General features: G+C 39.2%; 23 protein-coding genes and 1 riboswitch. Of the genes, 22 read left to right on the top strand and 1 reads right to left on the bottom strand.

Features of this window, described 5'->3' with window-relative positions; translation table 11 throughout:
• The first annotated feature begins 5 nt into the window (after positions 1 to 5).
• From ACHOLT_RS16585 to ACHOLT_RS16530, 12 genes are all read left to right on the top strand, one after another.
• Positions 6 to 671: a TetR/AcrR family transcriptional regulator gene (locus ACHOLT_RS16585; RefSeq protein ID WP_425802848.1), complete on the top strand. Its 666-nt coding sequence runs from the start codon at positions 6 to 8 to the stop codon at positions 669 to 671.
• Positions 671 to 1,873, top strand: a complete 1,203-nt coding sequence (locus tag ACHOLT_RS16580; protein ID WP_425802846.1) for an Acg family FMN-binding oxidoreductase — start codon at positions 671 to 673, stop codon at positions 1,871 to 1,873. The genes ACHOLT_RS16585 and ACHOLT_RS16580 overlap by 1 nt, the downstream gene beginning before the upstream one ends.
• Before the next feature lie 331 nt (positions 1,874 to 2,204).
• Positions 2,205 to 2,492, top strand: a complete 288-nt coding sequence (locus ACHOLT_RS16575) for a 2Fe-2S iron-sulfur cluster-binding protein (protein WP_425802844.1) — start codon at positions 2,205 to 2,207, stop codon at positions 2,490 to 2,492.
• Positions 2,493 to 2,562: 70 nt separating this feature from the next.
• Complete coding sequence (locus tag ACHOLT_RS16570) at positions 2,563 to 3,492, top strand: catechol 2,3-dioxygenase (RefSeq protein WP_425802842.1); 930 nt, start codon at positions 2,563 to 2,565, stop codon at positions 3,490 to 3,492.
• A gap of 271 nt (positions 3,493 to 3,763) precedes the next feature.
• On the top strand, positions 3,764 to 4,528 hold the full coding sequence (locus ACHOLT_RS16565) for an IclR family transcriptional regulator (protein ID WP_425802841.1): 765 nt from the start codon (positions 3,764 to 3,766) through the stop codon (positions 4,526 to 4,528).
• Between the two features lie 131 nt (positions 4,529 to 4,659).
• Complete coding sequence (locus tag ACHOLT_RS16560; protein ID WP_425802840.1) at positions 4,660 to 5,487, top strand: alpha/beta fold hydrolase; 828 nt, start codon at positions 4,660 to 4,662, stop codon at positions 5,485 to 5,487.
• A gap of 114 nt (positions 5,488 to 5,601) precedes the next feature.
• Positions 5,602 to 6,390, top strand: coding sequence for a 2-keto-4-pentenoate hydratase (locus ACHOLT_RS16555; protein WP_425802839.1), 789 nt, complete (start codon positions 5,602 to 5,604; stop codon positions 6,388 to 6,390).
• Positions 6,391 to 6,440: 50 nt separating this feature from the next.
• Entirely contained in the window at positions 6,441 to 7,319 is an 879-nt protein-coding gene (locus ACHOLT_RS16550; protein ID WP_425802837.1) for an acetaldehyde dehydrogenase (acetylating), read from the top strand.
• Positions 7,312 to 8,319: a 4-hydroxy-2-oxovalerate aldolase gene (gene dmpG / locus ACHOLT_RS16545; protein ID WP_425802835.1), complete on the top strand. Its 1,008-nt coding sequence runs from the start codon at positions 7,312 to 7,314 to the stop codon at positions 8,317 to 8,319. Before ACHOLT_RS16550 ends, dmpG begins: the two co-directional genes overlap by 8 nt.
• A 265-nt stretch (positions 8,320 to 8,584) precedes the next feature.
• A complete protein-coding gene (locus tag ACHOLT_RS16540) occupies positions 8,585 to 9,442 on the top strand; it encodes an HpcH/HpaI aldolase/citrate lyase family protein (RefSeq protein ID WP_425802833.1) in 858 nt (285 codons plus the stop codon).
• Between the two features lie 75 nt (positions 9,443 to 9,517).
• Positions 9,518 to 10,159, top strand: coding sequence for a hypothetical protein (locus tag ACHOLT_RS16535; protein ID WP_425802831.1), 642 nt, complete (start codon positions 9,518 to 9,520; stop codon positions 10,157 to 10,159).
• A 122-nt stretch (positions 10,160 to 10,281) separates the two neighbouring features.
• Positions 10,282 to 10,427, top strand: a riboswitch (cyclic di-AMP (ydaO/yuaA leader).
• Positions 10,428 to 10,541: 114 nt separating this feature from the next.
• A complete protein-coding gene (locus ACHOLT_RS16530; protein WP_425802829.1) occupies positions 10,542 to 12,362 on the top strand; it encodes an APC family permease in 1,821 nt (606 codons plus the stop codon).
• A gap of 81 nt (positions 12,363 to 12,443) precedes the next feature.
• On the opposite strand, the gene ACHOLT_RS16525 is transcribed toward ACHOLT_RS16530, so the two are convergent.
• Complete coding sequence (locus ACHOLT_RS16525; RefSeq protein ID WP_425802826.1) at positions 12,444 to 12,779, bottom strand: L,D-transpeptidase; 336 nt, start codon at positions 12,777 to 12,779, stop codon at positions 12,444 to 12,446.
• A 152-nt stretch (positions 12,780 to 12,931) separates the two neighbouring features.
• On the opposite strand from ACHOLT_RS16525, the gene ACHOLT_RS16520 reads away from it, so the two are divergent.
• From ACHOLT_RS16520 to ACHOLT_RS16475, 10 genes are all read left to right on the top strand, one after another.
• Entirely contained in the window at positions 12,932 to 13,288 is a 357-nt protein-coding gene (locus ACHOLT_RS16520; RefSeq protein ID WP_425802824.1) for a NifB/NifX family molybdenum-iron cluster-binding protein, read from the top strand.
• Between the two features lie 238 nt (positions 13,289 to 13,526).
• Entirely contained in the window at positions 13,527 to 13,826 is a 300-nt protein-coding gene (locus tag ACHOLT_RS16515) for a metal-sensing transcriptional repressor (protein ID WP_425802822.1), read from the top strand.
• 187 nt (positions 13,827 to 14,013) lie between these two features.
• Positions 14,014 to 14,463, top strand: a complete 450-nt coding sequence (locus ACHOLT_RS16510; RefSeq protein ID WP_425802819.1) for a DUF134 domain-containing protein — start codon at positions 14,014 to 14,016, stop codon at positions 14,461 to 14,463.
• 162 nt (positions 14,464 to 14,625) lie between these two features.
• Positions 14,626 to 15,558: a DMT family transporter gene (locus ACHOLT_RS16505; protein WP_425802817.1), complete on the top strand. Its 933-nt coding sequence runs from the start codon at positions 14,626 to 14,628 to the stop codon at positions 15,556 to 15,558.
• Between the two features lie 2 nt (positions 15,559 to 15,560).
• Positions 15,561 to 16,397 carry a deoxyribonuclease IV gene (locus tag ACHOLT_RS16500; RefSeq protein WP_425802815.1) on the top strand — a complete coding sequence of 279 codons (837 nt, stop codon included), beginning with the start codon at positions 15,561 to 15,563 and terminating at the stop codon, positions 16,395 to 16,397.
• Positions 16,398 to 16,466: 69 nt separating this feature from the next.
• The gene (locus tag ACHOLT_RS16495) at positions 16,467 to 17,291 is read left to right on the top strand and encodes a protein-ADP-ribose hydrolase (protein WP_425802812.1); all 825 of its coding nucleotides are present in this window, start codon (positions 16,467 to 16,469) and stop codon (positions 17,289 to 17,291) included.
• A 45-nt stretch (positions 17,292 to 17,336) separates the two neighbouring features.
• Positions 17,337 to 18,104 (top strand): NRDE family protein, encoded by a 768-nt coding sequence (locus ACHOLT_RS16490; protein WP_425802809.1) that lies wholly within the window; start codon positions 17,337 to 17,339, stop codon positions 18,102 to 18,104.
• Positions 18,105 to 18,265: 161 nt separating this feature from the next.
• Complete coding sequence (locus ACHOLT_RS16485; RefSeq protein ID WP_425802806.1) at positions 18,266 to 19,450, top strand: pyridoxal phosphate-dependent aminotransferase; 1,185 nt, start codon at positions 18,266 to 18,268, stop codon at positions 19,448 to 19,450.
• Positions 19,451 to 19,623: 173 nt separating this feature from the next.
• Positions 19,624 to 20,529, top strand: coding sequence for an MBL fold metallo-hydrolase (locus tag ACHOLT_RS16480; protein WP_425802804.1), 906 nt, complete (start codon positions 19,624 to 19,626; stop codon positions 20,527 to 20,529).
• A gap of 69 nt (positions 20,530 to 20,598) precedes the next feature.
• The gene (locus tag ACHOLT_RS16475; RefSeq protein ID WP_425802801.1) at positions 20,599 to 21,420 is read left to right on the top strand and encodes an EFR1 family ferrodoxin; all 822 of its coding nucleotides are present in this window, start codon (positions 20,599 to 20,601) and stop codon (positions 21,418 to 21,420) included.
• The last annotated feature ends 55 nt before the right edge of the window (positions 21,421 to 21,475 follow it).

Here is a 21,475-nt window from a genome sequence, read left to right as displayed (position 1 = left end):
GTTTTTTGGGAACAAACGAGCGTAAAGAAAAGGAAAAAGAAATACGAAGGAGGGATATCATTGATGCGGCCGAAAGAGTCTTTTTTACAAAGGGTTATGATTTAGCCACAATGGATGATGTGGCTAAAGAGGCTGAGTTTAGCAAGAGAACGATATATGTCTATTTTAACAGTAAAGAGCAAATCTATTTCGAAATCATGATTAGAGGCTATAAGCTGTTAATAGAAATGTTGAAAGATGCTTTGCACACGGAACAGGCAGGCAATGCAATTGAGAAGATGAAACAAATGGTTGCAACGCTGTATAGGTTTAATGGTGATTATCCCGAATATTTTACAGCGATTATGGAGTATGAAAACGGTGAACTGGATTTTCAAAATGGAGTCCCTGATGAAGCACGAGAAGAGTGTTATGCCTTAGGAGAGGAGATATTCGAACATTTGACTCGGACACTGCAAATTGGAATTGCTGAGGGTACGTTTCGCAGTGATTTAAATGTTGTAAAAACAGCTCTTGTTTTATGGTCCTGCATTGTCGGGGTGTTCAGTACGGCTAAGAAGAAAGAAAAATATATTCGGAACTTTCATAGGGTAACATCGGAAGAATTAGTGTCAGCAGCTTTTCAGCTCATCATCCGGTCTATACAAAGTGAAAACGGGGGGAATTTGTGATGAATAAGAAAGCGGTGAGAAGAACGATGGCTAGTATCCTTTCCGGTATTGGTGTTATTTTAATTTTAGCTTTTGCGTCGCTATTAATGATAAGCGGAATTTTTGTGACGCCAAAGTATGGGGAACCCTGGCAAAAAGATTATTCCCAAAAATTTGATGATCCAAGAATTCGTCTAGCAGCTCACGGTCTCTTAGCTGCAAACGGGCATAACATGCAGCCCTGGAAAATTCGGCTGGATAAGAAGGATGCTAAGGTGTTCTACTTATATGCTGACAGTGAGCGCTTAACAAAAGAGGTCGATCCAGAGTCACGACAAATGATGGTTACTCAAGGTGCCTTTCTGGAATATGCAGTGACAGCCGGCGATCAATTAGGGTATGGAACAACGGTGGAATTATTCCCTGAAGGTAATTATGATGAACAAAATCTTGTGGAGAGCATGAAAACAAAACCTGTGGCAAAAGTTACACTGGCGGAAACTAAAAAAACCAAAATCAACGCGCTTTACAATTACATGTTTTTGCCGGACACGAATAGGACTGAATACCAGGCGACTCCGTTAACGGCTGAGCAAATTAATGCTTTAGAAATGATTAATACGGAGAAAGATATGACGATAAAAATTTATCAGGACCAAAACGATAAAGATAAATTAAGAAACTATGTTATCAATGGGGCAATTGTTGAAGCGGGTGTTGGTCGTGTCATGAAGGAATCGGAAGTCATCTTCAGACCTAATGAATATCAGAAAAATAAATACCGTTACGGTTTTTCTGTCGAAGGGCAGGGAACTTCCGGAGTTATGCAGCATGTTCTGCAGGGGTTATTGACGCTTTTCCCTTCGATGAACAGCGGGAAAAGTGCATCTGATCTCTTTATTAAGTCTACACAAATTTCTGCGGATAACACACCTGCCTATGCCATGATTATAACCAAGGATAACAGTCGCTCCAGTCAGGTCAGAAGCGGGATGCTCTATAGCAGATTGATTTTGAACGCTCATAGCTTGGGGTTAGCAATGCAGCCACTGAGCCAGGTGCTAGAGGAATATCCGGAAATGAAACAGCTGTACAACGGTATCCACCACGACTATGCTTCAAATGGAGGGACCATTCAAATGCTCTTTCGTGTGGGCAAGCCTACCAAAGAAGTTCCACTGAGTATGCGACGAGACGTCATGGATTTAATTGAAAAAGATTAATAAGGATACTAAAAACCGTCACTAAAATGTGGCGGTTTTTCGCGTAAATTTAGTTGCGTTATGCATGAATCCATGTTTTTGGAAAGCGGATCAGATTGTACAGCTCAATAATTAACTGATTAGAAAAATATTTCAGAAAATTAAAAATAAAATATTTACTAATCAATAATTACATGATATTATGTGATCATAAAAGAAAACTGAGTTCGATAATAATGAACATGTTAACTATCTCAATTGAATCACATTTTTATAATGAATTAAGGATAGAAATGCAGAATGCTAATGCTGTTAATTTAAAAAAAGGATAGTTAGGAGGGCTTAAAACTATATGCATAGAGTGGAGCAAGTAGACTCAGAAAAATCCTTTATTTGCAAAGAGGCAGAGACATTGCTTGCCGGAATGGAACGTGCAGGGGTAGCCATGTTTCCAATAGGATGCCGCGGCGGCGGATGTGGAATATGCAAAGTAAAAATCATTGAAGGAGAAGTTGAGAAAGAAAAAATGAGTCGTACCCATGTCACTCTAAATGAAGAAAATGATGGAATAGTATTAGCCTGCCGTGTTAGGCCTAAGGGGAATGTTAAAATTAGTACAGCTATCCAAAATAAGCAATAAATTGCTGTAAGAGAGAAGGGGCGTACTAATTCTTAACAATATATTATTGAATATTTAAGGAGGAAAAGCGATGACAATCAGAGGTACGTTGCGCGCGGGGTTGGTACAAATTCGGGTATTAGACTTGGAAAAGGCGGTCATTCATTACACAGAAAGACTAGGTTTGGATGAAGTATGTCGTACAAGTGATGGCAGAGTGCTCCTAAAGGCCTATGATGAATTTGATCATCACTCTATAGTCTTAAGGCAAGCCCATGAAGCGGGTATGGATCTGATAGGATTAAAAGTTGAAAATGATGCGTTTTTAACTGAGCTTGAACAAAAGACAAAAGAATTTGGCCTAAAATATGAGAGTATCCCCGCCAACAGCGATCAGCCTGGATTTGGTCGTCGCCTAGCAGTGAGCTTGCCCACCGGGCATCGCCTGGACTTATATGCTGAAGTTGCGATAGCTGAAGATCATCCCGGAGTCAAAAATCCTGATATCTGGCAAAAAGAACCTCATGGCATGGGGGTTTTAAATTTTGACCATGCCTTGCTTTATGGACCGAATACGAAGCTGGCTGCTCAATATTTAACTGAAGTCGTCGGAATGAGTAAGGTAGAAGTTGTTAAAGGACCAGACGGAGAATCGGATTTGGCGACATGGTTAACGTGCAACAATAAGGCGCACGATATTGCCTTGCTAGAGCATGAGCAACCTGGCAAGCTGCATCACATTGGGTTTAAACTTGAATCTTGGACGGAAATTGGGCATGCTGCAGACTTGATTTCGATTCATGATATCGCATTAGATGCCGGTCCGATGAGACATGGCGTTACGCGCGGACAAACGATATATTTCTTTGATCCATCAGGAAATAGAAATGAAGTATATGCTGGGGGCTATGCTCATTTCCCCGACATGCCGCTGAGAGTCTGGGATTTTGATCATGTTGGAAAAGGCGTTTTCTACTATACAAGAGCTCTGAATGAGCGTTTCCTCAATGTCGTAACCTGATACAAGTGAACTATTCCGTGTATTTAATTGGATAAACTGTAAAACCGCGAAGCGAAAAGGAATTGAGAACACGCGATTGACTCAGTCCTTTCGCTTTCACTCAGACATAGATCACAAGTTTACTTGACATTAAGGTTGAGAAAAAAGTAATTTAAGTTCAAAGTGTATCATATAGATAAATATAGTTCAGCAATACCAAAATAACTGGGCGCAGACTCTTTACTTTTATAAAATCCTGGCTTATGATTTAACTAAAACAAAGAGGTATATTATGGATAAGACAGGAAGAGTTCAATCAGTGGATCGGGTCGTTCAAATCTTAAAATGTTTTACGGAAAAAAGACCGGAATTAAAGCTGACAGAAATAGCGGATGAACTAGGACTGAATAAAAGTACGGTTCACGGCTTAATTAATACCCTTAAATATCATGGACTGATTGATCAAGACGAGGATACTCAACGGTACAGACTGGGCATATATTTAATGAGGTTAGGAGACTTAGTTGCCAGTTCCATTGACATCATTGGTATTGCAAGACCATTTATCGTTTATCTATGCAATCAAGTGGAAGAAACAGTTCACTTAGGACGCTTGGATGATCTTGAAGTGATCTATATTGATAAAGTGGAATCTACGCAATCGATGAGGATTTCATCTGCCCGAGGTGCAAGAAATCCAGCATACTGTACAGGTGTGGGTAAGGCTATGTTGGCATATTTAGATGAAAAAAAGTTGAATCAAATTCTTCCTGAAAAATGGGAAGGGTTTACCCCGACAACAATTACTGAAAAGCAAAAACTCTTGAAAGAACTGGAAAAGGTCAAAGAAAGCGGTTTTGCTTTTGATTTTGAAGAAAAAGATATCGGTTTAACTTGTGTTGCCGCTCCAATCTTTGATTATGCGGGAAAAGCCAATTATGCAATCAGTGTTTCAGGCCCGTCAATAAGAATGACTGATGAAAAGATAGAGTTGACAAAGGTTCTCTTAAAAAAGGCGACAATGGAAATATCTCAGAAAATTGGCTATCGAGGTTAAGGGCAATTGTATTTGCCCATTTTTTGCAAAGATATACGAGAACATAATTCGACTATGCTAAACAAATTGCGAATGTTTTCATATTTAACTTTGTGTATTCTAGAAATTTATATATTAAGGGAGGATTTTAAATGTCAAATACTAAACCGGAAATCTCAAAAAGCATTAAAACGGGGAACTTTATAACCAATTATCATGATCAGGGCGAGGGCTTTCCTGTTCTTTTAATTCATGGGTCAGGCCCTGGAGTTTCGGCATGGGCAAACTGGAGACTTATTATTCCACAGTTAGCCCCGAATAGAAGAGTCATCGCGCCGGATATGGCCGGCTTTGGATACACGGAGCGGCAAGAAGGGGATCAATATAACATGGATGTATGGGCTAAGCAAGCCCTTGATTTATTGGATGCTCTCGGTATTGATCAGACAGATGTCGTCGGAAATTCTTTCGGAGGAGCGCTTGCCATTGCTTTAGCCATTCAACACCCGGAGCGGATTAGGAAAGTTGTCTTAATGGGAGCTATGGGTGTGGATTTCCTAATTACCAAAGGATTAGATTCAGTTTGGGGGTATCAGCCTTCTGTAGAAAACATGAGAAATATGCTCAATCTATTTGTCGATAACAAGGCGATTGCTACAGATGACTTAGCGAAGATGAGATATGAAGCAAGTATAGAGCCTGGCTTCCAAGAATCTTTCTCAGCAATGTTTCCTGAACCAAGGCAAACCTCAGTTAAAGCTATGGCAAGTTTAGAAGATAAAATTCCGACGATAAAGCAGCCTACATTAATCGTGCACGGCAGGGAAGATCAAGTGATCCCGATTGAAAACTCTTATAAATTGATCAATTTGATTGATAATGCACAACTTCATATTTTTGGACACTGCGGACATTGGACACAGATAGAAAAGGCAAACCAATTCGCTCAGCTTGTTAATAACTTTTTAGACGAAAAATAATAAAGATTTGGGGGCACAATAAGTGCCCTCATATTTAACTAGATCATTAGAACGCAGTTTTGCAATGACAAACTATATTGGGCTTTTCCATATCAATATAAGGTGGGGGATAACATGTCAGAGAATAGAGAGTTAATTTATAACGAACTCGCTTCAGCCCTAAAGGAAGCGGAGAAAACATGTATTGGTATTAAGCCCATTTCCGTCACAAATCCTGAATTGGCAATTAGAGATGCCTATAGCATTCAATTGCTGAATATTAAAAAGGAATTAGCCGAAGGAAAAACAATTACGGGCAAAAAGATCGGCTTAACCTCTTTAGCAATGCAAAATATGTTAAATGTTAATCAACCGGACTTTGGGCATTTACTCGATAGCATGGAAGTTAAAAATAATATTGCCGCAAGAAAAAAGCTGGTTGCGCCTAAAGTCGAGGCTGAAATCGCCTTTATCTTGAAAGAGGCTGTGAAAGGACCCCATGCAACAGCCGAGGATGTCATCGCGGCCACAGATTATGTCGTCGCTGCAATTGAGATCGTTGACAGTCGAGTGGCCGATTGGAAGATCAATATTATCGATACGGTTGCAGACAATGCTTCTTCAGGTCTATATGTATTAAGCGGTAAGAGAGTAGATCCCAAGAAGATTGATTTAAAAGCAGTATCGATGGAGCTTTTCAAGAATGGCGAGAAGATAAACGGAGGCAAAGGAGAGGATGTTCTAGGAGATCCTGCATATTCTGTTGCCTGGTTGGCGAATACCTTGTACGAATACGGCGTAGTTCTTGGAAAAGGGGAAGTCGTGCTTTCCGGCGCTTTATCTGCTGCTCCGCCAGTAGAGGCTGGAGATCACATTAAGGCAGTATTCAGCGATTTAGGCGAGATTAAGGTGGATTTCGAATAATGTGCAGTGCTTAGATATATTGTGCACTCATTCCCTGAGGAGGAGATATATTGGAAAAAGTGAAGGTAGGCATTATTGGTCCGGGAAATATTGGACTGGATCTATTGCATAAAGTTTTAAGAAGCGAATATTTACAGCCAGAGTTAATCGTCAATATTTTTCAGTCTGACGGAATTAATTACGCGAATAAGTTAGGCGTTCCAACTTCAATTGAAGGAATCAGCGCTATCTTAAAAAAAGAAGATATACAAATCGTGTTTGATTGTACAAGCGCATCAGCTCATTTGACCCATGCCCCATTGTTGAAAGAGAGCGGCAAGTTTGCGATCGATTTAACGCCTGCTGCCGTAGGCCCTTATTGCGTACCGGCTGTTAATTTAAGCGAGGATATGCTTGACCTGGATAATGTTAACCTGGTCACTTGTGCCGGACAGGCAACAACACCGATTGTGGCTGCAATTAACGCAGCAGCTGATGTCGAGTATGCAGAAGTAATCTCTTCGATTAGCAGCAAAAGTGCAGGACCTGGGACGAGAGCAAATATTGATGAGTTTACGGTAACCACAAAACGAGCTCTTGAAGATGTTGGCGGGGCTGATTCGGCTAAGGTTATTATTATTCTAAATCCCGCCGAACCGCCTATTTTCATGAGAAATACAATATATACTAAGGTGAAAAATCCCGATACCCATGTCATTACAGAGGCTGTCAATAAAATGGTCGAAACAATTAAAGGCTATGTACCGGGCTTTAAACTCCTGTTAGATCCAATTATTCAAGATAATATTGTAACAACGGTAGTTCAGGTTCAAGGATTGGGAGATTATCTGCCGGTCTACTCAGGTAACCTGGATATTATTAACGCCGCTGCGATAAAGATAGCTGAAACGAAAGCGAAGAAGATGTTAGGAGGTATGGCACATGTCTAAGATTTTTCTAACAGATACAACGTTAAGAGATGGAAGCCATACCGTTTCCCATCAATTTAATCCCGATGATGTCATGAAAGTGGCCGCGGCTTTAGAGAACGCAGGAGTCAATCTCATTGAAATAGGGCACGGGGATGGACTTACAGGTTCGACCATTAATTATGGTTTTTCAAAGTACAGTGATTTTGATTTAATCAGTGCAGCTTCATCCGTTCTAACAAAGTCCAAACTAACGGTTTTATTGATTCCTGGCATTGGAACTGTAGAAGATTTAGAAATGGTTCGCAAATGCGGAGCTAAAGCGGTAAGAGTAGCCACTCATGTAACTGAGGCGGATATTTCAGAGCAACATATCAAAGCTGCGAAAGATATGGGATTGTTTACTGTGGGATTTTTGATGATGTCCCATATGGCAAGCGTCGAGAGGGTAACCGAAGAAGCGCTCAAGATGGAAAGTTACGGAGCGGATGTAGTTTATGTTACAGATTCAGGCGGAGCCATGCTGCCCAAGGATGTTGCGGCTAAAATCGGATCCTTAAAGAAAAACTTAAAGGTCCCGATCGGACATCATGCTCATAATAACTTAGGCCTTGCCGTATCCAATAGCCTTACCGCAATTGAAGCAGGCGCGACTTATATTGATGGCTGTCTTTCAGGGCTCGGAGCGGGTGCGGGAAATACTCCGACAGAAATGCTGATAGCAACCTTTGATAAGATGGGCTATGAGCATGATGGCAATTTATATAAGGCGATGGATGCCAGTGAGGATGTCCTTAAACCCATTGTTGAGGGAAAAGGACTAAAGCTTAAAACGAACAGCAATAGTTTGATGATTGGCTACGCTGGCGTATATTCAAGCTTCATGCTGCATGCTCAGCGCGCCGCTGCACGGTTTGGCGTAGATGCAAGAGATATTTTAATGGAATTAGGCCGGAGAAAAGCTGTAGGCGGACAAGAGGATTGGATTATCGACGTCGCCTATGAGCTTGCTCATAAATAAATAGAAAACCTATAAAATTGTTTGCTAAAACGAAGGGGCTGTTGCAAAACAGCTCCTTTTTCGTGCGCACAAAAATTATGGACTATTGCAAAAGACCCGAAACTACAAGACCATAGGTTTTGCGACAGCTCCTATTTTTATGGTTTTGTATAAATAATTTTTGTAATATAGAATAACCTACTTGTATTCAATGAGCGTAGAGTAAATAATAGATTATTATAAATTCTATCTAAGGTGGCAAGATTTATAAAGGAGGGCAATTATCGTGAAGACACGGGTATTTATGTTTTCGCCTGGCAGTGATCGGAAAAAGAATGAAAAAGCATTAGAATCCGCTGCAGACGTTGTCATTCTCGATTTAGAAGATGCGGTTGCCCCTTCAGAAAAGGAACAAGCTCGTTTAAATGTAGCAGCCGCAGTGAGAACTCATCAGAATCGTCAGGTTATAGTTCGCATAAATGCGCTTTCAACACCTTGGGCCCTAAAAGATTTGTTGATGGTTATTCCAGAGCGGCCTTTTGGAATTATGCTGCCAAAGGCGGAGTCTGTTTCTGATATTTTAAAAGCATCCTGGGTGATTGATCAGCTTGAATCCGACAGGCTGACTGAAGACGAGCAAAGGATTGGACTTTTTCCACTGATTGAAACTGCTGCAGGGATTGCTAATGCAGAATCAATTGCCCAGGCTTCCATTCGTGTTAAACGACTTGTTTTTGGGGCGCTTGATTATTCTTTGGATTTAGGAATCCCTTATGATCGAAATTCAGAGGCCTTAACCTATGCTAGAAACCGTTTGGTTGCGGCTTCAGCACAGTCAAAACTTCCCGGACCGATTGATACAGTATATCCGAGCGTAAAGGATGATGAAGGGTTAAAACAAGATAGTTTAAAGGCAAAAGCTCTAGGCTTTAAAGGAAAGTTGATTATTCATCCAGGTCAAATCGAAATCGTACAAACTGTTTTTAGTCCTTTGGCAGCAGAGATTGAAGAGGCTGAAGAAATTGTTGAAGTTTATCAAAAAGCTCAATCTGAAGGAGTCGGGGCAGTATTATGGAAAGGTAAAATGCTGGATGAGCCTGTATTGAAGAGAGCACAGCAAATTCTTAAAGAGTATAAAGATTAAAATCGATAGAAAAATGGTTATATGTAGGTAATAGAAAGAGAATAAGAGTAGTGATAGATTACTGAGGTGTGAGGTATGACAACAACGTCCATTAAAAATCTGAATTTATTAAAAATCTATGATAAAGAGTCACAAGAGACATATTTTGGCGGCGATCAAGAATGGTACTCTAAAAAATGGCAGCGTCTTTCTGGGTGTGGTCCTACTGCCGCAACAAATATTTTCTATTATTTGAGCCATTCCAAGGATATTCTTGAATCTGCGGAACAATTGAACACTAAAGAAGGCTGGATATCTTTAATGGAAAAAATGTGGGGGTATGTTACTCCATCCGTTCGAGGTGTGCATACGACAAAAATGTTCTTTGAACCTATGGTTAATTTTGCCAAAGCGCAAGGACGCAATCTTGAATATTATGTTTACGAAGTGCCCGAGGCCCCATCTCAGCGTTCTCAATTTCAGGAAATATTGAAGTTTATTGAAAAAGGACTGTCAAAAGACGTTCCAGTTGCGTTTCTTAATTTAAATAACGGTAAAGTAAAAAATTTGGACCGATGGCATTGGGTCACTATCATTTCGCTGGAATATATAGAGGAAGGTCAAAGTGCTTTCCTAACTATATTGGATTATGGAAGAGTTAAGAAAATTGATTTGGCATTATGGTATAATTCGACGACTCTAGGTGGAGGATTCGTTTATTTTCTGGAAAAATATTGAGCATTTCTACATTTAAGAAACTTCTTTGCGAATCTTATTGACATTAGCGAAATAAGTCGAAACTTTAATTTAATTAGACTCTATACAATTCTATGGTAAACGATTATTATGGGTACAGTTGTATAAGATAAACGCTGAGTTCTTTGAAGCGGGGGAACCAGATATCCAGGCAGATAAAGCTTGGTTGGGGTGAATCACGTTAAGTGACGGGTTATTCCTTTCAACCCGAATCCGACAGCTAACCTCGTAAGCGTTGAAGGGGGGAAATGTAAACCATACCCTATGGTTTACTATTAACTTTTGTGCAAACCCCTTTATGGGGTTTTTCTCTTTTCCAAAAGGCTATTCTAGTAATATTTTTATACTATAAGAGGTGGCTTTAATGTTTAAGTACTTTAAACGGTTACTGATTGGTAAACCTAAGAACACGAATCAATTGATAAATGAGCGGCTCAGCAAGAAAAAAGCATTAGCCGTGTTTTCCTCAGATGCTTTATCTTCCGTTGCTTATGCAACAGAAGAAATTCTTTTAGTCCTTGTTTTAGCAGGTGCTGTTGCCTTGCCGTATTCCCTTCCAATAGCCGCCGCTATTTTAGGCCTCTTGGCGATTCTGGTTCTTTCCTATCGGCAAACGATTTATGCCTACCCTTCAGGCGGCGGGGCTTATATTGTAGCCAAGGAAAACTTAGGAACGAATCCCGGGTTGGTCGCTGGTGCCGCTTTAATCATTGATTATATTTTAACCGTTGCAGTAAGTGTGGCTGCAGGGGTTGCGGCAATTACCTCAGCTTTCCCGGCTCTTCACGACCATAAGGTTTTTATAGCCTTGTTTTTTATCTGGATTTTAACTTTACTTAATTTAAGAGGAATTACAGAATCTGCAACAATTTTTGCCTTGCCCACTTATCTTTTCATATTCAGCATCATTCTTTTATTAGGAACAGGAATTTTCAAACTAACAATGTATGGTCAACCTCCAGCTCCTCCAATGCCAGCAGCAAGCATATCGTCAGGAGTAACTGTTTTCTTGATCTTAAAGGCATTTTCTGCAGGATGTACTGCTTTAACCGGGGTAGAAGCCATAAGCAATGGTGTTCCAGCCTTTAAGAAGCCCGAGTCAAGAAATGCTGCCATCACTTTGATCATTATGGCTAGCATTATCGTGATTCTATTTGGGGGTATTACGTTTTTAGCGAATATCTATCATATCCTGCCAAGTACTACAGAAACAGTCATTTCCCAGATAGCAGCAACGGTTTTTGGACGTAATATTTTCTACTATTTTATCCAAATCAGTACGGCGATGATTTTATTTCTGGCAGCGAATACAAGCTTTGCAGGTTTCCCGATGCTGGCATCCGTGCTTGGTAAAGACGGCTTCCTGCCTCGACAGTTGGCGATGCGCGGAGATCGTTTGGTCTATTCTAATGGGATTATTACTTTAGCAGCAATTGCTTCTTTATTAATTATCCTCTTTAAAGGTGAGGTTCATGCCTTGATTCCGCTCTATGCTGTCGGAGTATTCTTATCGTTTACATTGTCTCAAAGCGGTATGGTTAAGCGTTGGATCAGTCAAAAACACTCTGGATGGTATTGGCATGCGTTAATTAATGGGGTTGGCATGGTCGTTACAGGTATAGTCCTGATTGTTATTGCGGTTACGAAGTTTATAAGCGGAGCTTGGATTGTTATCGCGTTAATTCCTATCTTGGTCATCTTTTTTAAAAAGATCCATGAACACTATATAAATATTGCTAAAGAACTGGCTTTTCATGGTGAAACTATTGAAGAGCCGACTCGGCAAAAGATTATTATCCCTATCGCTAGCTTAACTCGCGTTGTTGCTCAAACGGTAGACTATGCTAAGACCTTGTCTCCAGATATCGTAGCAGTGCATGCGGGTGTAGATGAGGAAAAGGCCGAAAGATTAAAAAAGAAATGGGAGGAATATGAGCCGGATATTCCTTTGGTTATATTGGCATCGCCTTACCGATCTATTTTAGATCCGATTATTAATTATATTGATGAACAGGAAAAACTCACTGCGCCAAGAGAGCTAATCACAGTTTTAGTTCCAGAGTTTGTTACACGTAAACGGTGGCAGTACTTTTTGCATAATCAAACCGGGCTTATGCTTAAGACGGCCCTATTATTAAGAAAAAATGTTGTTGTTGCCAGCGTTCCGTACCATATAAGACATTAAAATCGGAGATGAAATAAAGTCGGTTGCCTTTTAAAAGAAGGACAACCGACTTTTTGTTTAATTATTCGTCCTGACAAAGGCTTAAGGCCGAATAGTTACTGTGGTTCCAATGGGCACAATTCGCGAAAGTTCCAAAACATCGTGGTTATACATTCTTATGCAGCCTTTGGATACATAATGACCGATTGATTGAGGATTATTTGTACCATGAATTCCATAATGGGGTTTATTGAGTCCCATCCACATCGCTCCAAATGGCCCGCCGGGGTTCGGCGCTTTATTTATAATCCTGAATGTACCAGAAGGTGTTGCGGTAGCAATTTTTCCGATTCCAACCGGGTAGGATCGAATAACTCGACCATCTTGCAATAAATGGAGCTGTCTGCTGCTTAAGGAAACGTTAATAGAATACGCCATTTTACCACCCTGGTTATAGTATTCAGTAAAACAAAAAATGTTTATGAACTTTAGACATTAAGTTGACATTACCTTAAAACGGATTATAATTTAATTAGCATATGCCAATATAAATCAAAATTTTATTTACACATTTGAGGAGGGTACAAATTATGGCCAAAAAAATTGCAATCCCAAGCAACGGAGATCTTATTGATGCTCATTTCGGAAGAGCACAAGCCTATACAGTATTCGAAATTGAAAATAAAACCGCTCGAAAAGTTGAAATTCTAAGCTCAATAGGGCTTGAACATCAGCATGCAGGACTTACTTCGTTATTTAAAGAAAACGGCATAGAACTATTAGTCTGCGGCGGGATTGGCGGGGGAATGATTGAAAACCTTAAACGCGCTGGGCTCGAAGTAATTACAGGAGCTTCTGGAAAAACGATCGATGCCGCTCAAAATTATGCTGAAGGTACGCTGGTGAGTACAGGTTCAATCTGTCAGGAACATCATGATCATCATTAAATTACAATTGAGTTGCAGCCAATAAAAATTAAATATCGAACAATCATCTCAAAAGATTGACTATTAATAGGTCAATCTTTTGTTTTTAAATAAAGAGATATAGAAATTTTGAATAGAGTTATAAAAAAATTTAAAGAAACAAGCAAAATGTTATTGACATATGCCAATAAAGGGGTTACTCTTTCAGTATATAGCATACGCCATTTATAAATGCGTGATAGGAGAATGGTTAAATTAAATGGATAAAATGATATCAGCTGAAAATAAACAAATCATAAACAGAATACATTGCATCAAAGGCCATGTTAACGCAGTTGAAAAAATGCTGATTGAAGACAGACCTTACGATGAAATTATTTTTCAGCTTGAAGCAATCCGTTCCGCTGTCGCGAAAACAACATCCGTTGCCGCTCAGCATTATGCAAATACATGCATTTCCGAAACACTCCAAAATGGAGATAAAAATATAGAAGCTTTAAAAAAACCAATTGAAATTTTAATGAGAGTGTCCCAGTATAAAGTCTTATCTAACGAATAAATCTAAATTCAACTCAAGCTTATACTTTAAGGAGTTAGCATGAGTTTGGCCTAAGAAGTCTAAAATGCTAATTTTGTTGTCAATTAATGATTAAGACACTAATCATTAATTGACAACAGAAATTGTCATGATAATATTTAATAGTAATGTTCTTGGTATTATTCAATGAGATATAAGGAGGGTAATAATGCCCAGACCGATTAAATGGAGAAAAGTTGAATATGTTCCTGAGAATAAATTCTTCGCTCCATGTCCGAAGGGGAATTGCAGTAAACTCAATGATGTTGACGAAATTCAGCTAAAAGTCGAAGAGTTGGAAGCAATGAGATTAAAGGATATCGAAGGCCTAAATCAGGAAGAATGTGCTGAAAGAATGCAGGTATCCCGTCAGACCTTTCAAAATATTATTGATGAAGCAAGAAAGAAAGTTGTTACGGCACTGATTAAGGACCGGCCGATCTCTGTGGGCGGCGGGAATTATACGCGTAATGTTTGTCAGCTTAAATGTCTTGCCTGCGGGGAGATTATTGAATCAACCTTTGAAGAAAACGGAAGAGTATGCAAAAAATGCGGTTCAAAAAATCTCGTTTGCGATAAGGGTAAATGTTCCTGTCCCCTAAAATTAGAGTGTGAGTAATAACTGAGTTTAAGTCAAAATGAAACAGCTTTTAAAGCTGTTTTTTTATAGGTAATAACTAGTGCGGGAGGAATTTTGCAAAATAAGGTTGAATATTAACAATGAAGATAATGAGAATAATTATAAATCGGAAAATAGAAGTTACTGCAAGGGGAGAACACGGTGAAAGGTAAATTCAAGCTCGTAACAGCTATGCTTATCTTTGGAAGCATAGGGGTTTTTGTGAAACACATCAATTTATCTTCGAGCGAGATTGCATTTCTTCGAGGTGTCATTGGGTGTTCATTTTTGATAGGTGTTGGTTTTTGGGCAAAACAAAGGCCTTCTTTCACATCTATAAAAGAAAACGGTAAATTGCTTATTTTATCAGGCACAGCAATAGGCCTGAACTGGATTTTTCTATTCCAGGCCTATAGATATACGACGATTGCCATTGCAACATTAAGTTACTATTTTGCTCCGATTTTTGTTATGGCTTTGGCCCCTTTTGTGCTTAAGGAAAAACTGACTTACATTAAAGTTGGGTGTATCCTTACGGCGATGATTGGCTTATTTTTAATTGTTAATCCTGATGGAAATGTCGGAGGGGTATATAATCAGGTTATTGGGATACTCTACGGTTTATCCGCAGCAATCTTATATGCCGGTGTTATTTTGATGAATAAATTTATTAAGAATCTACCTGATCAAGAGACGACCATCATTCAATTATTGGTTGCTTCTTTAATCCTTTTTCCCTATATCTTGATAAAAGATAATATTAATTTTTCGAGCTTAACCCTTTATTCGGGTCTTATGATTTTGATTCTTGGAATCTTTCATACCGGAATTGCTTACTATTTGTATTTTTCAGCGGTTAAAGAATTAAAAGGTCAGACGATCGCTGTTTTAAGTTATATTGATCCTATTTCGGCAGTTATTTTTGCAGCGATATTCTTGGGTGAGAATATGAGCCTTATTCAAATAGCAGGGGGAGTTTTAATCCTTAGTTCTACTTTCCTAAGTGAACGATTAGAAAGAACTGCTCAAAAAGTCGGGAAGATTGATCTATTTCATTGGATTAAAATCAAGGACCTTAAGAAGGAAGGAAATTAACCATGTTAAAGATTGGCTGCCATTTATCCGTTGCGAAAGGTTTTCATGCAATGGGAAAGGATGCATTAAAAATAAAGGCTAACACGTTTCAGTTTTTTACCCGTAATCCCCGAGGAAGCAAAGCTAAGGAAATTGATCCAAAGGATGCGGAGGATTTGCTTAAGCTTGTTAGTGAAAATAAATTTGCAACGCTTTTAGCCCATGCGCCATATACGCTAAATGCCTGCTCTGCAGATGAAAGGACACGTGAGTTTGCAACCCAAGTAATGGCTGATGATTTAGTACGGATGGAGTATTTACCCCATAATCTTTACAACTTCCATCCCGGAAGCCATGTCGGGCAAGGGGTAGAGAAAGGGATAGAGCAGATTACATCTTTGCTGAATGCGCTTTTAAAACCGGAACAAACGACGACAGTTTTATTAGAGGCTATGGCGGGGAAAGGAACGGAAGTTGGTTCTTCGTTTGAACAGCTTAAGCAGATTCTTGATGGTGTTATTTTATCGGATAAGGTGGGCGTTTGCTTAGATACCTGTCATATTTATGATGGCGGTTATGATATTTTGAACGATCTTGATGGGGTGCTGGATCATTTTGATCAAGTTATTGGATTGGACAGGCTTTATGCAATCCATCTTAATGATAGTATGAATCCGAGGGGGAGTCATAAAGACCGCCATGCTAAGATTGGTGAAGGTTCTCTGGGTTTGGAAGCGATCACGCGGATTATCAATCATCCTAAATTAAGAGATCTGCCTTTCTTTCTTGAAACGCCGAATGACCTAACAGGCTATGCTCAGGAAATCGCTTTGCTCAGAAGTATTTATAAAGAGTTGTAAAGAAAAACTAGGGTTACCGCTGAATTTAGTGATAACCCTTTTGGGTAGCTGCAATGCGGAGGAAATGTTATGAATAAAAGCAATATGACTCAAGAGAATGCTTTAGACTTTCTAATTAAAAGGCTGCTAGCAGAAGATAGGCGCTATGCAAATTTTGAAATTCCAACGGCTTATGCAGAAAAGAGAAGTCTATTGAGGTCTTTAATGAATGTTAGACCTGCTCGGCCAATCAGCGAGGAATTTCTTGAAATTCAAGATAAACTTCTTTCTGAAGAAACAAGGGAAAAAGGAATTGTAGATGGAACAAAGCTGAAAACGGTTCTTGAAGATTACCCTAATTCTACGATTTGCCATGCGGATAAACTTTACCTCTGGCAAGGAGATATTTGCACGCTAAATGTTGACGCGATTGTTAATGCGGCCAATGATCAACTTCTCGGGTGCTTTGTACCAGGGCATTTTTGTATTGATAATGCTATCCATTCAGCGGCAGGGATCCAGCTGCGCCTGGAATGCGATGAAATCATAAGGAGGCAGGGGCATCCGGAGGAAACAGGTAAAGCTAAAATAACAAGCGCATACAATCTTCCTTGCAAATATGTTTTGCATACCGTTGGCCCGATTATCACAGGAAGCGTGACTGCTAACCAATTTCAACAGCTTGCAGATTGCTATCGGTCGTGTTTAGAGTTAGCGGCGGCGCACAATGTTAAAACGATAGCCTTCTGCTGTATATCGACAGGGGCGTTTCATTTTCCTCCGCAGAAAGCAGCTGAAATTGCGGTGAAAACGGTATGTGACTTCTTAGATATCCATGGCGAAAAAATAGAAAGAGTTTTGTTTAATGTTTTTAGCTTAGAAGATTATACGATCTATAGAAACTTACTGGAATAAGATTATGGGCAAAGGAATCATACCGGCAAGGAGGTAACATTAAAGATGTGTTTGATTCTTTTGGCGTATGATGATCATCCGCGCTACAAGCTCATTGTCGCAGCCAACCGAGATGAGTTTTATAAGCGCCCAACCTTATCCGCAAACTTCTGGCCGGATTATCCCTCAGTTTTAGCTGGAAAAGATCTCGAACAGGGGGGAACATGGATGGGGGTAACGACTACGGGTCGATTTGCTGCTCTGACGAATTATCGTGACCCTCTTTACGAGCGGCCTAATGCTCCTTCTCGAGGACATTTAGTCCGTAATTATTTGACAGGGGATCGCTCTGCAGAAGATTTTTTACATGGTCTGCATCAAAAAGACAGAGAGTATAATGGGTTCAACCTATTGGCTGGCACAGCAGAATCAATTTATTACTACTCTAACCGGGAGCGGTTGATCCATCGAGTTGAAAAAGGTGTCCATGGTCTGAGCAATAACTTGCTTGATGTCGGATGGCCAAAGGTTAGAAAAGGGGTAATGGCTTTGGCAGGCTGTCTTCAGGAGCCGAATATTCGTATTGAGAGCTTGTTCGAGATTTTAGCGGATCAGGAAATTTTTAATGATTCTGAACTTCCCCATACAGGAATTAGTATAGAAAGAGAACGTATGCTTTCCCCTTTATATATCGTGAGTCCGGATTATGGTACGCGTTCATCGACAATCCTATTGATCGATCGGCAAAATCAGGTTCAGTTTTGGGAACGCTATTTTGTCATGGATGGATCGGGAAAGGCAAATGATTCATATTATGAATTCAGGGTTAGGTAACCGTTAATCGTATACTTATGTATATTTGGAGGCAATAAGCTTTTTGAGTAAAATACTGTTTTCTACTTGCCACTGGGTTAAAATTACGGTAGTGTAGTAGTACACGATTTATTAAGCAAAACGTTTCACATTTGAGTAGTACGGAAGGAAGGTTAAACGTCATGATATCGGAAAAAATGCAGGAGCATGTCAAAAACAGCTCGATTATTCGAGCCATGTTCGAGGAAGGAAAAAGACTTTCAGCTATTTACGGAGTTGAAAATGTATTTGATTTCAGCCTTGGAAACCCCAGTGTTGAGCCTCCTCAAGAAGTAAAAGAGGCTATTTTAGAGATCGTTAACCATGAAAATGCAATAAGCATTCACGGTTATATGAATAATTCCGGATATGAGGATGTAAGAGCATCCATTGCCGCATCTATTAACCATAAATTCGGCACAGCTTTTAACCAAAATAACATTATTATGACGGTTGGAGCAGGCGGCGGTTTAAACGTCATCTTTAAAACGCTGCTGAATCCGCGAGATGAGGTCATCACCTTTGCACCATTTTTTGGTGAATATAAAAGCTATGTCAAAAACTACGATGGTGAATTAGTCGTCGTATCTGCCAATACGGCTACTTTCCAGCCAAATCTTGAAGAATTTAAAACGAAGATCAACGCTCAAACAAAAGCAGTAATTATCAATTCTCCGAATAATCCTACAGGAGTTGTATATTCTAACGAGACTTTAATCAAGCTCGCAGATATTTTAAGAGAGAAACAAAAGGAATTTGGAACCGATATTTATCTTATCTCTGATGAACCTTATCGGGAGTTGGCCTATGACCGGGTTGAAGTTCCTTATGTCACTAAGTTCTATGCAAACACGATTATTGGATACTCCTTTAGCAAATCTCTCTCGTTACCGGGCGAGAGAATAGGTTATCTTGTTATACCTGATGAGGTAACTGATAGTGAAAATGTTATTGCGGCAGCTAATATTGCCACCCGTATTTTAGGTTTTGTCAATGCTCCGTCGCTTTTTCAACGCGTTGTTGCAAAATGCCTGGATGCTAAAGTTAATCTTGAGGCTTATAACAAAAACCGTGAACTTCTTTATCATTCGCTTCTATCCTATGGTTATGAATGCATCAAACCCGAAGGGGCTTTTTACATGTTTGTAAAGTCGCCAATTGAAGACGATATTGAATTTTGCAGATTGGCTAAGGAAAAAAATATTCTTGTTGTACCCGGTACTTCGTTTTTCTGTCCGGGGTATATTCGAATTGCCTACTGTGTATCTTATGAAACGATTAAAAACTCTTTGCCAGGTTTTAAAGCCCTAATAGAGGAATTAAAATAAAATTTGAAAACGATTTTTAAGCCGCGGGACGAGGGAGGTTCTCGCGGCTTATTTTGTTATAAAATTCTTTAATTCCGTTAGTAGTTTAATGGAAGGAAATAATATGCTAGAATCAAAATTATATAATAACTCATATAGAAAATAAAAATGGGTTAGAAATGAGAGGAAGGACTATGGAGATTAAAGGAGTTAAGGGAAAGACCTTTTGTATCGATACCGGTATGACCTATATCCCGTTTTACAAAATCAATGAGCATGAGATTATATTGCTGGATTCGGGTTGGGAAAAAGGGGAAAGAGAAGGAATAGAAGAGCTTCTCGGAAAAAATAACTTTCGGGTTGTGGGAATTATCGGCACACATGCCCATATAGACCATATCGGAAACAACAGTTATTTTAAGGAAAAATATAACTGTATTATCGCGATGCCATCTTATGAAGCGCTTATCTGCAGTTCGGCAGTAAATCTTAAGGTGTATTACAGCAGTCAAAACTTATCCGAAGTAATCAAACATTATGGACATATGGTTTGTGAGACCGATATTATGATTCCGAATGACCAGGATCGGATTTATATCAGCGGAATAAAATTTAAGATTCTTCATACACCTGGACATAGTCCCGGCCATATCTGTATTGTTACCCCGGATGATGTTGCATATGTAGGGGATGCACTTATTAGTTACGAAGTTATGGCAGGGGCCAAAATGCCCTATGCCTATATTTTGAGAGAAGATTTAAAGAGTAAAGCAAAGCTTTATGATTTAAAATGCAGCAAATATATTGTGGCTCATAAGGGAATGTATGATGATCAGGAAATAGATAAACTGATTACAGATAACATTGATTTTTATAAACGTCGTGCAGCAAAAATATACAGTCTTATTGAAGGATCAATGACAATGGAAGACATTTTAAAGGCGGTTATTAAAGATTTTAACATTAAAGTTAATAGTATCTATAGATATGCCTTCATTGAAAGAATGTTAAGATCCTATATTGAGTATTTAACTGAAACTGGGAGTATAGAAGTTAATATAGAAAAAGGCTTTCTTAAATATAAAAAAGTAGTTAAATAAAATTCTGCTCAAATATAAATTTGAAATAGAAATATATAGATAAAAATAGAGGGTTTCGGGGGTTTAGAGATGAAGAGAAAAATTAATACTTTATACTTTAGCGCAACAGGTACGACCCAAAGGATAGTCTTGGGAATAGCTCAAGAACTTGTTCAGCTGTTTGGTTTTGAAGCAAAGGATAAGACTTTCAATTTTACGTGGCCGGAATTTAGAGCCTGTGATATTTCATACACAGAGGATGATCTTGTTATTGTTGGAGTCCCAGTTTATGCCGGCAGAGTACCTAATGTTTTGCTTGACTTTTTAAATACAGTAAAAGGCAATGGAGCATTAGCTGTTCCAGTTGTTGTCTATGGTAATCGGAATTATGACGATGCGTTGATCGAATTAAAAGATATACTTGAAGAAGATGGGTTTAAAGTGATTGCCGGGGGTGCTTTTATCGGGGAACACGCGTTCTCAGAAACCCTGGCACAAAATAGACCTGATGAAAAAGATATGGCTATTGTAAGAGGTTTTGCGCATCAAATCTATTCTAAAATAATAACTCAAAAGAAACTTTCGAGCATTTATGTTAAAGGTAATAAGCCGTATCGAAAATATTATATGCCTAAGGATAAAGAAGATAATTCCGTGGATATCCGCAAGGTTACACCAAAGACGAATGATTCATGTATAGATTGTAAGCTGTGCGTCAACGTTTGTCCTATGGGTTCCATTGATCATGACAATGTTGCTAAGCTCAATGGAATTTGTATTAAATGCGGCGCTTGCATTAAAAATTGTCCAGTCGATGCCAAATATTATGACGATCCAGGATATTTAGAACATAAACTGGAATTAGAGATTAACTTCACTGAACGAAGAGAACCCGAATTATTTATGGAGTAGTAAAAGAAAAGAACCCGCTCTCGAGAGTAGGTTCTTTTCTTTTCTATTCAAAGTT

Source organism: Desulfitobacterium nosdiversum, from assembly GCF_049860565.1.
In the GTDB taxonomy this organism is placed as follows: domain Bacteria; phylum Bacillota; class Desulfitobacteriia; order Desulfitobacteriales; family Desulfitobacteriaceae; genus Desulfitobacterium_A; species Desulfitobacterium_A nosdiversum.
Note: the sequence above shows the minus strand (reverse complement) of the source record. Positions and strands in the feature narration are given on the sequence as shown.

Excerpts from the sequence above, each read along its gene's own strand:
- ACHOLT_RS16500 (WP_425802815.1), top strand. The coding sequence starts at position 15,561 with ATGTTAAAGATTGGCTGCCATTTATCCGTTGCGAAAGGTTTTCATGCA.
- ACHOLT_RS16575 (WP_425802844.1), top strand. The coding sequence starts at position 2,205 with ATGCATAGAGTGGAGCAAGTAGACTCAGAAAAATCCTTTATTTGCAAA.
- ACHOLT_RS16570 (WP_425802842.1), top strand. The coding sequence starts at position 2,563 with ATGACAATCAGAGGTACGTTGCGCGCGGGGTTGGTACAAATTCGGGTA.
- ACHOLT_RS16580 (WP_425802846.1), top strand. The coding sequence starts at position 671 with ATGAATAAGAAAGCGGTGAGAAGAACGATGGCTAGTATCCTTTCCGGT.
- ACHOLT_RS16535 (WP_425802831.1), top strand. The coding sequence starts at position 9,518 with ATGACAACAACGTCCATTAAAAATCTGAATTTATTAAAAATCTATGAT.
- ACHOLT_RS16525 (WP_425802826.1), bottom strand. The coding sequence starts at position 12,779 with ATGGCGTATTCTATTAACGTTTCCTTAAGCAGCAGACAGCTCCATTTA.
- ACHOLT_RS16520 (WP_425802824.1), top strand. The coding sequence starts at position 12,932 with ATGGCCAAAAAAATTGCAATCCCAAGCAACGGAGATCTTATTGATGCT.
- ACHOLT_RS16530 (WP_425802829.1), top strand. The coding sequence starts at position 10,542 with ATGTTTAAGTACTTTAAACGGTTACTGATTGGTAAACCTAAGAACACG.
- ACHOLT_RS16490 (WP_425802809.1), top strand. The coding sequence starts at position 17,337 with ATGTGTTTGATTCTTTTGGCGTATGATGATCATCCGCGCTACAAGCTC.
- ACHOLT_RS16495 (WP_425802812.1), top strand. The coding sequence starts at position 16,467 with ATGAATAAAAGCAATATGACTCAAGAGAATGCTTTAGACTTTCTAATT.
- ACHOLT_RS16480 (WP_425802804.1), top strand. The coding sequence starts at position 19,624 with ATGGAGATTAAAGGAGTTAAGGGAAAGACCTTTTGTATCGATACCGGT.
- ACHOLT_RS16555 (WP_425802839.1), top strand. The coding sequence starts at position 5,602 with ATGTCAGAGAATAGAGAGTTAATTTATAACGAACTCGCTTCAGCCCTA.
- ACHOLT_RS16565 (WP_425802841.1), top strand. The coding sequence starts at position 3,764 with ATGGATAAGACAGGAAGAGTTCAATCAGTGGATCGGGTCGTTCAAATC.
- ACHOLT_RS16510 (WP_425802819.1), top strand. The coding sequence starts at position 14,014 with ATGCCCAGACCGATTAAATGGAGAAAAGTTGAATATGTTCCTGAGAAT.
- ACHOLT_RS16475 (WP_425802801.1), top strand. The coding sequence starts at position 20,599 with ATGAAGAGAAAAATTAATACTTTATACTTTAGCGCAACAGGTACGACC.
- ACHOLT_RS16515 (WP_425802822.1), top strand. The coding sequence starts at position 13,527 with ATGGATAAAATGATATCAGCTGAAAATAAACAAATCATAAACAGAATA.
- dmpG (WP_425802835.1), top strand. The coding sequence starts at position 7,312 with ATGTCTAAGATTTTTCTAACAGATACAACGTTAAGAGATGGAAGCCAT.
- ACHOLT_RS16560 (WP_425802840.1), top strand. The coding sequence starts at position 4,660 with ATGTCAAATACTAAACCGGAAATCTCAAAAAGCATTAAAACGGGGAAC.
- ACHOLT_RS16485 (WP_425802806.1), top strand. The coding sequence starts at position 18,266 with ATGATATCGGAAAAAATGCAGGAGCATGTCAAAAACAGCTCGATTATT.